18 protein-coding genes and 1 tRNA gene are annotated in these 15,133 nt (G+C 36.3%); 16 read left to right on the top strand and 3 right to left on the bottom strand.

Annotated elements, in window-relative coordinates; genetic code table 11:
* Positions 1-257: 257 nt before the first annotated feature.
* Positions 258-677, bottom strand: coding sequence for a DUF2507 domain-containing protein (locus tag ABE048_RS09290; protein ID WP_430310837.1), 420 nt, complete (start codon positions 675-677; stop codon positions 258-260).
* Positions 678-951: 274 nt separating this feature from the next.
* Here ABE048_RS09290 and ABE048_RS09295 point away from each other — a divergent pair, with 274 nt between their 5' ends.
* From ABE048_RS09295 to ABE048_RS09370, 16 genes are all read left to right on the top strand, one after another.
* Complete coding sequence (locus ABE048_RS09295; RefSeq protein ID WP_430310838.1) at positions 952-1,563, top strand: succinate dehydrogenase cytochrome b558 subunit; 612 nt, start codon at positions 952-954, stop codon at positions 1,561-1,563.
* A gap of 58 nt (positions 1,564-1,621) precedes the next feature.
* Complete coding sequence (sdhA, locus tag ABE048_RS09300) at positions 1,622-3,376, top strand: succinate dehydrogenase flavoprotein subunit (protein WP_430310840.1); 1,755 nt, start codon at positions 1,622-1,624, stop codon at positions 3,374-3,376.
* A gap of 2 nt (positions 3,377-3,378) precedes the next feature.
* Positions 3,379-4,152: a succinate dehydrogenase iron-sulfur subunit gene (gene sdhB, locus ABE048_RS09305; protein ID WP_430310842.1), complete on the top strand. Its 774-nt coding sequence runs from the start codon at positions 3,379-3,381 to the stop codon at positions 4,150-4,152.
* Positions 4,153-4,441: 289 nt separating this feature from the next.
* Positions 4,442-4,885, top strand: coding sequence for an acyl-CoA thioesterase (locus tag ABE048_RS09310; RefSeq protein ID WP_430310844.1), 444 nt, complete (start codon positions 4,442-4,444; stop codon positions 4,883-4,885).
* A 106-nt stretch (positions 4,886-4,991) separates the two neighbouring features.
* The gene (locus ABE048_RS09315) at positions 4,992-5,210 is read left to right on the top strand and encodes a helix-turn-helix domain-containing protein (RefSeq protein ID WP_430310846.1); all 219 of its coding nucleotides are present in this window, start codon (positions 4,992-4,994) and stop codon (positions 5,208-5,210) included.
* Positions 5,211-5,285: 75 nt separating this feature from the next.
* Positions 5,286-5,756: a MarR family winged helix-turn-helix transcriptional regulator gene (locus tag ABE048_RS09320; RefSeq protein WP_430310848.1), complete on the top strand. Its 471-nt coding sequence runs from the start codon at positions 5,286-5,288 to the stop codon at positions 5,754-5,756.
* 1 nt (position 5,757) lies between these two features.
* Positions 5,758-6,552, top strand: a complete 795-nt coding sequence (gene racE, locus ABE048_RS09325; protein ID WP_430310849.1) for a glutamate racemase — start codon at positions 5,758-5,760, stop codon at positions 6,550-6,552.
* A gap of 105 nt (positions 6,553-6,657) precedes the next feature.
* Entirely contained in the window at positions 6,658-7,251 is a 594-nt protein-coding gene (locus ABE048_RS09330; RefSeq protein ID WP_430310850.1) for an XTP/dITP diphosphatase, read from the top strand.
* 11 nt (positions 7,252-7,262) lie between these two features.
* Positions 7,263-7,763 carry a metallophosphoesterase gene (locus ABE048_RS09335; protein ID WP_430310851.1) on the top strand — a complete coding sequence of 167 codons (501 nt, stop codon included), beginning with the start codon at positions 7,263-7,265 and terminating at the stop codon, positions 7,761-7,763.
* A gap of 77 nt (positions 7,764-7,840) precedes the next feature.
* Positions 7,841-7,914, top strand: a tRNA-Arg gene (locus ABE048_RS09340).
* A gap of 112 nt (positions 7,915-8,026) precedes the next feature.
* Complete coding sequence (locus tag ABE048_RS09345; RefSeq protein WP_430310852.1) at positions 8,027-8,812, top strand: nucleotidyltransferase domain-containing protein; 786 nt, start codon at positions 8,027-8,029, stop codon at positions 8,810-8,812.
* A 185-nt stretch (positions 8,813-8,997) separates the two neighbouring features.
* Positions 8,998-9,420, top strand: a complete 423-nt coding sequence (locus tag ABE048_RS09350) for a hypothetical protein (protein WP_430310853.1) — start codon at positions 8,998-9,000, stop codon at positions 9,418-9,420.
* Positions 9,421-9,726: 306 nt separating this feature from the next.
* A complete protein-coding gene (locus ABE048_RS09355; protein WP_430310854.1) occupies positions 9,727-10,470 on the top strand; it encodes a GTP cyclohydrolase II in 744 nt (247 codons plus the stop codon).
* 13 nt (positions 10,471-10,483) lie between these two features.
* Positions 10,484-11,581, top strand: coding sequence for a bifunctional diaminohydroxyphosphoribosylaminopyrimidine deaminase/5-amino-6-(5-phosphoribosylamino)uracil reductase RibD (gene ribD, locus ABE048_RS09360; RefSeq protein WP_430310855.1), 1,098 nt, complete (start codon positions 10,484-10,486; stop codon positions 11,579-11,581).
* A gap of 1 nt (position 11,582) precedes the next feature.
* Positions 11,583-12,659 (top strand): FAD-dependent monooxygenase, encoded by a 1,077-nt coding sequence (locus tag ABE048_RS09365; RefSeq protein WP_430310856.1) that lies wholly within the window; start codon positions 11,583-11,585, stop codon positions 12,657-12,659.
* A 227-nt stretch (positions 12,660-12,886) separates the two neighbouring features.
* Positions 12,887-13,447, top strand: coding sequence for a 5' nucleotidase, NT5C type (locus tag ABE048_RS09370; protein ID WP_430310858.1), 561 nt, complete (start codon positions 12,887-12,889; stop codon positions 13,445-13,447).
* A gap of 189 nt (positions 13,448-13,636) precedes the next feature.
* Here the strand turns inward: ABE048_RS09370 and ABE048_RS09375 are convergent, their stop codons facing one another.
* Both ABE048_RS09375 and ABE048_RS09380 read right to left on the bottom strand, forming a co-directional pair.
* Positions 13,637-14,458 carry a purine-nucleoside phosphorylase gene (locus ABE048_RS09375; protein WP_430310860.1) on the bottom strand — a complete coding sequence of 274 codons (822 nt, stop codon included), beginning with the start codon at positions 14,456-14,458 and terminating at the stop codon, positions 13,637-13,639.
* A gap of 139 nt (positions 14,459-14,597) precedes the next feature.
* Positions 14,598-14,897 (bottom strand): hypothetical protein, encoded by a 300-nt coding sequence (locus ABE048_RS09380; RefSeq protein WP_430310861.1) that lies wholly within the window; start codon positions 14,895-14,897, stop codon positions 14,598-14,600.
* Positions 14,898-15,133 lie beyond the last annotated feature (236 nt).

The following is a 15,133-nucleotide window of genomic DNA, read 5'->3' on the forward strand; positions in this document are numbered from 1 at the left end:
TGAAGCACGGAACGGGCTTCCGAGGAGGCTCAACGCTCGCCCGCGGAAAGCGAAGCTAATTCCACATCATGCAGAAACCAGATTAATACTATAAATAGTTGTATTTAAACACATTTCAGTACCCTATCTGCAGGGCCTTCATCTCACTCTTTTCCCATCGGACTATGAATGCACCTCAAATAATATTTGATATCAAACATCACATATTAAAAAAACTCTCACCGAAATAAATCGGTGAGAGTGAATGTACGATTATATTAATCTTCAACTTTATCTTTTAAATCCCATTTAATATGAAATTTAACAAGAGACTGTTTTGCTTTGGTTTCTTCATAACATTCAGTTAGGAAACCGCTGCATTTTTGTTGTTGTTGTGCTAGAAACCCTGCCTCTAAACGGAAACAGCGTTGTTCAAATTTAAGTACTTCAGGATCTCCTGTTAAAGTACAAAAGGCTTCACTAGTAGAAACTTTATCGAAGACTAAATCTCCCCAACCGGCTTCTTTAAAGAAGGATATTGCTTCATCTAATTCATATAATGGGAATTTACGTGCTAACTCTTTACCGCACCAATATAATATATCATTTTCGTTCTTTCCTAAAATAGAAGATAGTACGTGATCACGGATTAACTCATAACCAAATTGAGTAGTTTCATTTTTTTGTTGAGTGGACATGAAAATCCTTCTTTCATAATATTTTTGTCTAAATTATGTCCAGAAAAGAAGTAATGGTTCTAAGGGAGAAAATATGTATCTTTTCGAGAATAATAGAGGTTAGGACAACTTCAAGAAATAGTCTCTGTTACCTTGACGCTATTGAGGGATGAGAGTACAATAAACTTGTCATAATATTGTACCATTATGAAACAAGCAGTCAATAGATGCTAAGTTACAAAAGCATGGCAAAAAATTGACACTCTTGTTTCCAGTACTTAGGGGGGTAACAGTCTTGTCGAAAGATCGAGAGTTTTATTGGCGTCGTCTGCATTCTCTTCTTGGAATTATTCCAGTAGGGTTGTTCGTGACGCAACACTTGTTAATCAACTTCCAAGCAACACACGGTGCAGAATCATTTAACAAAGCAAGTGAATTTATGGGAAATCTACCATTTTTATGGTTCCTTGAATGGTTCGTAATTTACATTCCTTTAATGTTCCATGCATTTTATGGTGTGTACATTGCATTTACTGCTCAACCAAATACACAACGTTTTGGCACATTCCGTAACTGGATGTTCGTATTACAACGTTTCACTGGTGTATTCCTTGTAATTTTCCTTGCATGGCATATTTTCCAAACACGTATTCAAAAAGCACTTGGCACAGAAGTTGATTATGATATGATGGTTCAAGTTTTATCAAACCCAATCATGGTTGCATTCTATGCATTAGGTATTATTTCAGCTACTTTCCATTTGGCTAACGGTATTTGGTCATTCTTAGTAAGCTGGGGTATCACACAATCTCCAAAATCTCAAAAAATTGCAACTTACATCACTATGATTTTCTTTGTAGTGTTATCTGTAATCGGTATTGGCGCTCTACTTGCATTTGTGCAATAAGTCTTGTATAGACTTGTAAGCGCTTGATTACAAATTGAACGAGGAGTGAGAAAAAAACATGGCTAAAAGCAAATTGATAGTCGTTGGTGGCGGTTTAGCTGGCTTAATGGCTACTATGAAAGCTGCTGAAATGGGCACAGAAGTAGAATTATTCTCATTAGTTCCGGTAAAACGCTCACACTCTGTATGTGCGCAAGGCGGAATTAACGGTGCCGTAAATACAAAAGGTGAAGGGGATTCTCCATGGATCCACTTTGACGATACAGTTTATGGTGGGGATTTCTTAGCAAACCAACCACCAGTTAAAGCAATGTGTGATGCTGCACCTGGTATCATTCATTTATTTGACCGTATGGGTGTTATGTTCAACCGTACACCAGAAGGTCTACTTGATTTCCGTCGTTTCGGTGGTACTCAACATCACCGTACAGCATTCGCTGGTGCGACTACTGGTCAACAACTTCTATACGCTCTTGACGAACAAGTACGTCGTTGGGAAGTTGAAGGATTAGTTACAAAATACGAAGGCTGGGAATTCCTAGGCTTAGTTCTTGATGATGAAGGCGTATGTAAAGGTATTAAAGCACAAGACCTTACAACTCACGAAATCAAAGCATTCCGTTCTGACGCTGTAATCATGGCTAGTGGTGGTCCTGGTATTATCTTCGGTAAATCTACAAACTCAATGATCAACACTGGTTCTGCTGCATCAATCGTGTACCAACAAGGTGCTAAATATGCAAATGGTGAAATGATTCAAATTCACCCAACAGCAATTCCTGGCGATGACAAATTACGTTTAATGTCAGAATCTGCTCGTGGTGAAGGTGGCCGTATCTGGACATATAAAGACGGTAAACCTTGGTACTTCTTAGAAGAAAAGTATCCTGCATATGGTAACTTAGTACCTCGTGATATCGCTACACGTGAAATCTTTGATGTATGTATTAATCAAAAATTAGGTGTCAACGGCGAAAACGTTGTGTACTTGGACCTTTCTCATAAAGATCCACACGAACTTGACGTTAAACTTGGTGGTATTATTGAAATCTACCAAAAATTCGTTGGTGATGATCCTCATAAAGTACCAATGAAAATCTTCCCAGCAGTTCACTACTCAATGGGTGGTCTATGGGTTGACTACGATCAACATACTACAATTCCTGGTGTATTTGCTGCTGGTGAATGTGATTACTCTCAACATGGTGGTAACCGTCTTGGAGCAAACTCATTACTTTCAGCTATTTACGGTGGTTCTATAGCAGGTCCTAAAGCTATTGAATACATTCATGGATTAGACAAGCATGTTGATGATCTTCCATCTTCTATTTACGATAATGCTGTTAAAGAAGAACAAGGTAAATGGGATGAAGTTTTACGCTTAGATGGTACAGAAAATGCATATTTACTTCACAAAGAACTTGGTGAAGTAATGACTAACAACGTAACTGTTGTTCGTTACAATGATAGACTTGAACAAACTCTTGTGAAATTACAAGAATTAAAAGAACGTTGGAACCATATTAATATTAACGATACATCTAAATGGTCAAACCAAGGCGTTCAATTCACTCGTCAATTGAAAAACATGCTTGCTTTAGCAAATGTTATTACTAAAGGTGCTTTACTTCGTGATGAATCTCGTGGAGCTCACTATAAACCAGACTTCCCAGAACGTGACGATGAAAAATTCCTTAAAACTACAATTGCTGAATTTACACCTTCATTTGATCCTAAAATTAGCTACGAAGAAGTTGATATTTCACTTATCAAACCTCGTAAACGTGACTATTCGAAAGGAGCTGCTCACTAATTATGGGAAACGAAACTCAAAAATATGTTGAGGTTGAAATTCAACGTCAAGATGATGCGAACTCTAACCCTTATTGGGAAAAATTCAGAGTTCCATATCGTCCAAACATGAACGTAATTTCTGTACTGATGGCAGTTCGTGAACATCCAGTAACTGTAGAAGGTAAGAATACTACACCAGTTGCATGGGACATGAACTGTTTAGAAGAAGTTTGTGGTGCATGTTCAATGGTAATCAATGGTCGTCCTCGTCAATCATGTTCATCATTAGTTGATCAATTGACTCAACCATTGAAAATACAACCAATGAGTACTTTCCCTGTTATTCGTGATTTACAAATCGATCGTAGCCGCATGTTTGACTCATTGAAAAAAGTTAAAGCATGGGTTCCTATCGATGGTTCTTACGATTTAGGTGAAGGTCCTCGTATGCCAGAACGTAAACGTGAATGGGCTTATGAGTTATCTAAATGTATGACTTGTGGTGTTTGTTTAGAATCTTGTCCGAATGTAAATAGTCATTCAGACTTTATCGGACCAGCTCCACTTTCACAAGTACGATTATTCAACTCACACCCAACTGGTGCTATGAACAAAGACGAACGCTTAAACGCAATTATGGGTGAAGGCGGTCTTGCAAATTGTGGTAACTCACAAAACTGTGTAGCTGCTTGTCCAAAAGGTATTCCTTTGACAACTTCTATCGCTGCATTAAACCGTGCGACATCAGTTCAAATGTTCAAGAACTTCTTTGGTTCTGACCATATGGTTGACTAGTAATCTGTATAATATGAAACTCCGTACTATAATGGTACGGAGTTTTTTTATTGGTCTATGTTAAATACAATAATGATTATTTTTTTCGCTAATTAAATGGAGTGGTCTACTTAGGAGTAGGAATTAATTTTAATTCTTTTGAAATATTTTAAGTGGAAGTCTTTAAACTAAAGTATTATTAAATTATTTTAAGTATTGAAGGTAGTTTCTACGGATAGCTTTCATAATAAAGTTTTTGTTATAATAAAATGAATGGTTATTCATTTTAACGAACAAGGGGGATATGGGGATGCAAAAAAGTTATATAAACAATGTTGAAGAATGGAAGCAAGAATTTTCTTTCTATGTACCAATTCAAGTGCGATTTTCAGAAACAGATATGTTTGGACATTTGAATAATACGGTACCTTTTATTTATTTTGAGCAAGCAAGAATTGAATTTTTAAATCATTTAGGATTAATGCAGACATGGATGAGAAATGAAACAAAAAGTATTCCGGTAGTTGCTGACTTGCAATGTGATTATGTAAAACAAGTATTTTTTGAAGAAAAATTAAAAGTGTTTGTAAAGGTTGCATCTGTAGGTAATTCCTCAATGGATCTGCATTATTTAGGGGTAAATAATCAAGATGAAATTTGTTTTACAGGTAGAGGAACAGTTGTACAAATAAACCCGGAAATAGGAAAATCGGTGCCATGGGAAGAATCTCAAATGACTCAACTATTAATCTAAGTTTGTAAGTAACATAATTCTCTAAAATTCATCGGGCAAATGCCGTCACCGCAAACAGTCTCCTTACATACTTTACAGTGTGAGGGGATTGGAGGGGCGCACGTAAATGAGTCGTTTTCATCATTCAATTTTAACGAAAAGAGAACACGAAATATTTTTTTTATTAATGAAGGATTATACGACAAAAGAAATTGCTACTGAACTAGGTATAAGTGAAAAAACAGTTCGTAATCACATTTCGAATACTATTCAGAAATTGGGCGTATCTAGTCGCGCGCAAGCAATGCTCGAATTAATCCGTTTAGGGGAGTTTACTTTAGAATAAAAAGTACACTTGCCATTTTTAAAAAAACACTTCACAATAGGAATAAGTAATCCTTTTGAGGAGTGGAATAGCTACATGTCAAACCAGGAGCATCAGAGTAATACACATGATATTGAACAAATAGCATTGTTTGAGAAAGAGTTACGCCATATTGCAGCTCTTATCAAACAAAAAGGTCGAGAAATTTTAAGTAATTATACGATAACACCACCACAGTTCATCGCTCTACAATGGCTTCATGAGCTAGGGGACATGACAATCGGAGATCTTTCGAATAAAATGTATTTAGCGTTCAGTACGACAACAGACTTAGTTGATCGTATGGAAAGAAATGAACTAGTACAACGAATTCGTGATAATCAGGATCGTCGTGTCGTTCGCATCCATTTGCTTAAAGAAGGAGAACGCATTATTGAAGAAGTAATTGAACAACGCCAAACTTATTTGGCTGATATCGTAAAAGATTTCCAAAGCGAAGAAGTTCAATCTCTTTCAATATTATTAAGCAAACTATACAAAGAAATGAACCAGGATAGAGGCGGTTAAAGTGAATGCTCCCATTGGAGTAATTGATTCAGGAGTCGGTGGGCTAACCGTTGTGAAGGAAATGCTTCGCTATTTACCAAATGAATCGATAACCTATTTAGGCGACACAGCTCGTTGCCCATATGGTCCCCGTTCTAAGGAACAGGTGATTCAATTTACTTGGCAAATAGTCGATCAACTTGCAAAAATGAATATAAAAATGCTCGTGATTGCTTGTAATACCATCACAGCTGTAGCTTTAGAAGGGCTACAAAAACATTGTAAATTCCCAGTAGTCGGGGTGATCAATGCAGGTGCTCAAGCAGCCATAAAAGCAACTAAAACACATGATATTGCAGTAATTGCTACACAAGGAACAGTCAAAAGTGGTGCATATGAAAATGCACTTTATTCATTATATTCTTCTAGTAACGTAACAGCACTCGCATGCCCAAGATTGGTACCGCTTGTAGAAAGTGGTGAATACGAAGGCGGGTTTGCAAAAAAATTAGTAGAAGAAACACTTGCACCTTTAAAAAACTCAAAGTTTGATACAATGATTTTAGGATGTACACATTACCCGATTATTCAAGGACTAATTGAAGAAGTAGTGGGCGATCAAGTTCATGTTGTCTCTTCTGCAGAGGAAACAGCGAAGCATGTGAAAGAAATTTTACAGTTCCAACAAATCACTAGAACTGATCAAAAACCTCCTGAGTACCTTTTTTATACAACAGGTTCAGTGCCTATTTTTCAATCAATCGCAAGTAATTGGCTACCCTTAAAAGAAGTGCAAGTTAAACGAATAAAACTATAGTGAATAGGGGCTGTCAAATAAGTTCTTTCTACTTATTTGACAGCCTTCTTTCTAATATATATACATTAAGTATTAACAATAAACGTAACATTTGGAGGTTTTTTTATGAAACAAGTTATAATCGCCACAAAAAACAAAGGAAAAGCAAAAGACTTTGAGGCAATTTTTGCCCCACTTGGATTTGAAGTCTTAACATTATTTGATGTAGCCCCTGATTTGGATATTGAAGAAACAGGTACTACATTTGAAGAAAATGCAATTTTAAAAGCAGAAGCCGTTGCAAAAAGATTAAATACATTTGTTATTGCTGATGATAGCGGCCTTCAAATAGACGCATTAAATGGCGAACCAGGTGTATATTCTGCAAGATATGCAGGAGACCATGATGATGAGGCGAATATTATTAAGGTAATAAAGAGTATGGAAGACGTACCGGTTGAAAAACGTACTGCTCGCTTCTGCTGTTGCTTAGCCATTACTGGCCCAGTACATAAAACAGAAACCGTGTTTGGAACATGCGAAGGAACCATCCTAACAGAAAAACATGGAGATAACGGTTTTGGTTACGATCCCATTTTTTATGTCCCATCAATGAAACGTACAATGGCAGAAATGACACCAGAAGAAAAGGGCTCTATTTCTCACCGTGGTAACGCAATACGCAAATTAGCTGAGGAATTACCATCTTGGATTAAATAGGGGGAAATAAGGTGAAAATACTCGTAATGAGCGATACACATAGTGATAGCGCGGTAATTACTCAAGTAATTGGCCAAAATCCAGATGTAAATGCTGTTTTCCATTGTGGAGATAGTGAACTAGCCTATACTGCGCCTGAACTTTCAGGGGTTTATAAAGTTAGAGGAAATTGTGATCACGATGTAGATTTCCCAACTGAAGTAGTAGAAGAAATTGATGGTCATAAAATCTTTATGACACATGGCCATTTATTTAACGTAAAATCAAGTCTTACAGCACTATCCTTTAGAGCAAAAGAAGTTCAAGCAGACATTGTTCTTTTTGGACATTCTCATGTTCTAGGTGTAGAGCTAGTTGATGGAGTTTTATATGTAAATCCGGGAAGCCTATTACTCCCAAGAGGCAGAAAAGAAAAAAGCTTTGCCGTCATTGAAAATATTGAAAATGGCTGGCATATCTTATTCTATACAGAAGAAAAAAATGTAATTGAAGAAAAAACTTTATTATATTGATAAAATAGCGTTGACATTTTTTCCAATGATGCTATAATAAATATTGTCCTCCTGATAATACATCAGGAAGGCATCCTGTCTCAGTAGCTCAGCTGGATAGAGCATACGCCTTCTAAGCGTACGGTCGGGGGTTCGAATCCCTCCTGGGACATCGAAGGGTTCAGACAACAGAAGTTTGAACCGATAAGAAGATGCTTCAAGCCTTGATATAAAAAGGTTTGGGGCATTTTTTAGTTTTTAAAGAAGAAGAAGGGGGTAGGGAAATGAAAGAAATCATTCAAAAGAAATTGCTAAAAATAGAAGAGAAATATAAGGTAAAGATTTTATATGCAGTCGAATCTGGAAGTAGAGCATGGGGCTTTCCTTCAAAAGATAGTGATTATGATGTTCGATTTATTTATATTCATCCACCAGAATGGTATCTCTCGATTGATCCGCAAGGTATTGGAGAAAAGAGAGACGTAATTGAAGAACCAATTAATGATTTATTAGATATAAGCGGCTGGGAAATAACAAAAGCGCTACGTCTTTTTAGAAAAAATAATCCACCACTTTTAGAATGGTTAAGAAGTGATATCATTTATTATCAAAAATACGCATTTGTTGATAACATACGTTCATTGGAATCGACTGTATTTTATCCGAATTCGATGCTCCACCATTATTTAAACATGGCAAAAAATAATTACCGTGAATATCTACAAGGTTCAGAAGTAAGAATCAAAAAATATTTTTATGTACTTCGACCAATATTAGCTTGTAAGTGGATTAAGAAATATAATACTGCCCCTCCAATTGGCTTTCGTGAATTATTAGAGGATATTATTCCGAATGGTGAATTAAAAAATGAGATTGAACATCTTTTAAAACGGAAACTAATAGGGGACGAGTTAGATATTGAACCTCGTATTGATGTAATTAATGATTTTGTAGAAAATGAAATGGTGCAACTCGAAGTATATGTTAAATCACTCAGAGTTGAAGTGAAAGATCCGACGAAAATACTAGATGAATTGTTTAGGAATACATTGCAGGAAGTTTGGAAATAGTATTCTAGTTTTTGCACACAATTACGTAACAATCGATATCAACGCCTTTTGGCGAAATAATGGAGTTCCTTATGGAACTCTTTTTTCCTTGACATAAAAGGTAATACATCGAATGAATTGTTTTTCAACTATAATAAAATTGTGATATATAAATAAGTTATCACTCTGAAAGAGAGAACTCTAATATGATTACAGTTATAAATGCAAAAGCTTATTTAGAAACGATACTGGATTTTGAAAATGATACGATAGCTGCGATTTGGGAGAAGTTTAAAGTATTTTGTAGAGAAGATATTCAGGGAGAAGAAGAAAAAGAAATCTTATTTGAATGTGGCATTTTTAAATTTACAGGAGAGAAGATGCTCCACTTTGATTTTGTCCGCCAATTTACAATTTATGAAGATGATGAGTACGAAGGAATGGAACAATTACATTGTGAATTTTTATTTGAATATACAAAAGAAGTAAAACGTTTAAAAGCTACAAAATGGTCAATGGATTATGAAAGTTTAGATGAATTTTTCGCATCTGTAGAAGATTTAAAAGCATTTCAAAAAGTACTTCAATTGACACCTATTAAACGTGAGTTATACCAAGAAGAAGTTTAAATATAAGCTCCATAACCATACACACGCATCTGAAAAAGGTACTCTTGGGAGAGATAGAAAACGCACAGACACTGGGAAATCAATGTTCTGCGTTTTTTTGATTAGCGTTTACACACGTTTTTATTCATGCTTCCACAAACGTTGAAAAATCATCGTAAATAGAACAAAGAATATAATCTTTAATCTTCAATTCTTAGTTTACTAGTGTGTTCAATAAGAAATATTATTTGACTACTAATAGCTTATAATTATATACTTACTTACGAATAGTAAGCAATTAACAAATAGGAAAAACTAGGTGAGAATATGACAACATTACAAAAAACAATAGATTTTTTACAAGATAAAATGCAATTTACGAAACGTTCAGAAACAGAAAATATATGTGTTGTAGGGCCGGTAAAGCTGCCAGTTAAACAAGGTGATTTTGATGCGACTTTTCAGTGGTATTCATGGCATGTTGTGGATGCAAAGTTATCTAAAGAAGAAGTAATTGATTCACTTGCTTCGTCCAACTTAGCTTTTGGTCAACAATCATCAGTGCTTGCATATGGTGATTTTGAAAATGGTGATGAAGCACTTATACGTATGCACAGTATTTGTCATACTGGTGATATTTTTGGAAGTCAACGATGTGATTGCGGATACCAACTACATGAGTCTATGAAAATGATTAAAGAGCATGGCTGCGGGGCTATATTTTATTTAGCGAATCATGAAGGCCGTGGTATTGGTTTGTTTTCAAAATCGTTGGCTTATTTATTACAAGACCAAGGTTTTGATACTGTAGAAGCGAATCATGCACTTGGCTTTGAAGATGATACACGTAATTATGAAGACGCAATTCGTGTTTTAGAAGTGTTACGCCAAAAACCTGTAACACTCATTACAAACAATCCAAAAAAATTAAAAGCATTAAAAGAACATGGATTATTAGCGGATGGGCATATACCACTTTGGGGTGGATTAACAGAAACCAATAAATTTTACTTACAAACAAAAATTAATAAATCAGGTCACATTCCACAACAAAAAGTAACGGTACAGTAAGGAGCTACGCAACATGAAAACAGATCAAGAGTATATGCGTTTAGCGTTAGAATTAGCAACAAGTGCTAAAGGAAATACAAATCCGAATCCACTTGTCGGGGCAGTTATCGTCAAAGATGGTGTGATTGTTGGTACTGGACTACATCGTAAAGCGGGAGAGCCTCATGCGGAAGTACATGCCTTTAATATGGCAGGAGATCATGCAGAAGGTGCAACATTATATGTAACGCTTGAACCATGTTCGCATTACGGTAAAACACCTCCTTGTGCGAATCGTGTAGTAGAAGCGAAAGTGAGTCGTGTTGTTGTGGCAATGCAAGATCCAAATCCACAAGTAGCAGGACGTGGTATCAAACTTCTTAGCGATGCTGGTATTGAAGTAGAAGTTGGTGTGATGGAAGAAGAAGCTAAGCGTTTGAATGAACGCTTCATACACAATATGATAACCAAACGACCATTTGTCATTTCAAAATTTGCGATGACACTAGATGGTAAAATCGCAACTCATTCTGGTCACTCAAAGTGGATAACTGGAGAAGAGGCTCGTACGAATGTGCATGAAATTCGTCATGAAGTGGACGGGATTTTAGTTGGGGTTGGAACAGTACTAGCAGATAATCCATCATTAACAACTCGATTACCTCAAGGTGGCAAAAATCCAATTCGTATTATTCTAGACAGTAAGTTACGTACACCACTTGATGCGAATGTAATGAATACAAGTGAAGCAAAGACAATTATTGTGACAGATAAAGCGATTGATCATACAAAAGTAGCCGAATACGAAGCAAAAGGTGTTCAAATTTTGTATGTTCCTACTAATGAGCAAGGTATCGATTTAAATGCGACATTAGAGGCTCTTTATCAAGAGGGGATTACAGATATCTTAGTAGAGGGTGGCGGTGCGATTCATGCATCGTTTGTACGTAACAACCTTGTCGATAAATATATTATTTATGTTGCACCGAAAATTTTAGGTGGCGAACATTCGATTTCTCCAGTTCGAGGGGAAGATTTGGACTTGATGGATGCTGCCTCTCTCTTAACATTTGAATCATTTGAGAAATTTGGCGAAGATCTTCGTATCATTGCCTATCCAAAGGGTGAGTAATGTGAAAGTAGATATATGTGTAGTAGGCGCAGGTCCTAGCGGTACATTACTTGCCTATTTATTAGCAAAGAAAAATATGTCTGTACTGTTAATTGAACGTTCAGAGACAATCGGTAAATTTTTCCGAGGAGAGCATATCAACGAAGATGGCGAAGCGATTTTAAAGAAGCATCATTTATTTGATGGAGTGGAAGAACTAGGGCTTTTACGTATGAAGCACATTGAGTATTGGCATAATGGGGAGCTTTTTAAAACGATTGAACCAGACCCTACAATCGGCCATCTTAGTATGCACGTACCGCAAGCGAATTTGTTAAAAGCCATTTTAAATGAAGCACAAAAACTTCCGAACTTTCATATGTGGCTAAATACGATAGTAAGTGATTTAGTACAAGATGAATCTGGCCGTTATATAGCAGTAAAAACAAAGCATGGCGAAGAAGTACAAGTGGTTGAAGCGGACTTAATCGTCGGAGCAGACGGTCGTTACTCAACTGTTCGTAAAAAAGCTAGTTTAGATTCAGCGACTCGTAAGCATGGCTTTGATTTACTATGGGCTAGAATTCCAGCACCCACAAATTGGTCACCTTCGATTAAAAATGCATCCATTGATGATCTTCAATTGGCTGTCTATACACAAGCGAATGGCTTTATTCAAATAGGGTGGAATATAAAAGAAGGTTCATATCCAACCCTGCATAAAGAACCGATTTCGCCGTTTATTGATAAATTGATCGAAGCATTTCCTGAGCTAGAAGAAACGGTTCGCAACAATATTCAATCTTGGCATGACTTTGTGCTTCTCGATGTATTTAGTAGTATCAGTGAAGAGTGGGAGAAAGAAGGTTTACTATGCATTGGTGATGCAGTGCATACAATGACCCCAACAGGTGGATATGGACTAAACTGTGCATTAAAGGATGCCGATGTATTGGCTGAATTATTGCATAAAGAAAATATCGCTCACGTTGATTTTACTAACTTTATAACAGAACGTAAAAAAGAAGCCAAAAAACTATTAGCTTCTCAAATTGAAATGGAGCAAACATTTTTAGAGAATTTTGCTGTTTTATCATAAGAGCACAAAAATCTAATACAAATTTAAAAGGATTTTGATGAAGCTTAGTAATCCAAACTTTATTGAAGTGGAATTAGCGTAGACTCCTGCGGGAAAGCGAGACAGGTGAGACCCCGCAGCGCAGCGAGGAGGCTCAACGCTCGCCCGCGGAAAGCGGAGCTAATTCCACTTCAAGTAATAGCTGATAAGAATGTATTAGTTATTTGCTATCATAGGAGGAACATTTTTTGAAATTTGGATTTGATATTGATGATACATTAATTAATTTACGTGAACATGCTTTTCACTTATACAATAAAAAGCTAGGAAAAGAAGTAGGAATTGAAGTATTTCGCGCATTAAAGACGGTAGAAATTCACGAGGCATTCGGTTTAACACAAGAACAAGGAAGTCATATGTGGTCATCCTCTTTAGAAGACATTTACTTCACGGATTGCTCGGTTTTTGAATTTGCATTAGAAACACTGCAGCAGTTAGATGAAGATGGTCACGAAATTTATTTCATAACTTCTCGTCCGAAACAATATTGTGAAAGAACGCGTGAGTGGATGAAAGAAAAGGGTTTCCCTGTAAAAGATGAACGATTTTATTGTGGTATGCAAGACAATGAAAAAATCGATACAATCAAATCACTACAGCTTGATTACTACTTCGATGACAAACCAGCAGTGCTGTTAACGATTCAAGACGTCCATACAAAAGCCGTTGTTATCAACCAATCCTATAATCAAGATGTCAACTTACCACGCATGTTTTCATGGTCTGAATTTAAGTCTTTTATTAAATAAATAGAGGTAATATACCTAATAGGTTTATATAAACATTAAGTCTCTCAATAAAAAATTCTTTCTAGCATATCAAAAAAGCTTCAAATCCTAATTATAGTTAGGATTGAAGCTTTTTTGCTGAATGAAGCTAAGAATAATGAACAGGCTGCAAAGACATATAGCTAAAGTTCCTAGTTAGCAAATTAAGTGTCATTGCAATTCTTCCAGAATCCCCTTGATCAATCCAACAAATTTTTTATTGACTTGACCAGCAACTTCAATTACTTCTTCATGATTTAGAGGTTGGTCAAGGATTCCACATGCCATATTAGTTAAGCAAGAAATACCAAGTACTTTCATGCTTGCATGGGTTGCAACGATGGCTTCTGGTACTGTTGACATTCCTACAGCATCAGCTCTTAAAGTACGAATCATACGAACTTCAGCAGGTGTTTCATAAGTAGGACCGCTCCACCAAGCATAAACACCTTGCTGTAACGAAATATTATGTTTCTTCGCTACTTCTAAAGCGACATTTCGTAACTCTTTACTATAAACTTCAGACAAATCAGGGAAACGTGTTCCTAATTCATCGTTATTTGGTCCGATTAAAGGATTTGAAGCTACTAAATTAATATGGTCTGAAATTAACATTAAGTCCCCAGGTGCGAATGATGTATTAACAGCGCCACAAGCGTTAGTAATGATTAAATTTTCAATGCCAAGTGCTTTCATGACACGTACTGGGAATGTGACTTCATCTAACGAGAATCCTTCGTAATAGTGGAAGCGGCCTTTCATCGCTGCTACTGTCTTCCCATTTAAAGTACCGATGACAAGCTCATTGGCATGTCCAATAGCACTAGATTTTGCAAAGTGTGGTATTTCACTATAAGGGATGCTGGTTGGATTTTCAATTTCATCAGCTAGATTTCCAAGTCCAGATCCTAGAATCAAACCTACTTTAGGAGATTGATCCGTCTTACTTAAAATGAAATCTCTAGCTTCAATAATATCTTGGATGTTATGCATCAAAGTTTCCTCCTTGAATGGCTACTTTAGAACATAAATAGCAATTTCTCAATAAAAGCTTAATTCATAAAAGAAGCGTTGTAAAATTAAAACAACTAATTTGTAAGATAATAGTAGAGAATGTGGAGATAGATCTATTTTACTCAGCCAATCTCTTTTTCTTTTTAGTTTGTAGATAAGCAATAATCGTTGTTTTTAGTGCTGCGTAATTTCCAATTGCTGCATAGCCATAAAACCATCCCATGAATAAACCTGCAATTAGATTCTGGCGATGGCTGATAAAGACGGAAATCAATAATCCAAGAATCAAGGGGATTGCTGGAACGTACTTTTTTGGAATATGAAAAATGATTTTTAATATTTGAGTAAGGATCATGATAACGGGTATCGCTATAACAGCATCCCAGAAGTTTGTATGGATTATCGGAAATAGTTCCATCTTTTCACCTCTTTCAAAGGAACGAAATATGTAGTAATTGCTCTTAATAGTTGTTCCCTGAAATATGGTATTTATTCTCTGGAATAAGCTATCTTTGTTGATGTGGAATTAGCGAAGACTCCTGCGAGACAGCGAGACAGGTGAGACCCCGCAACGCAATTAAGGAACGGAGTCTAAGAACGCCACGTCCTGTGGCAACGACTCCGTGACCAACATCCTGTTGTCCCGAGGAGGCT

The sequence above is a fragment of the Rummeliibacillus pycnus genome, assembly GCF_050459865.1.
Lineage (GTDB): Bacteria > Bacillota > Bacilli > Bacillales_A > Planococcaceae > Rummeliibacillus > Rummeliibacillus pycnus_B.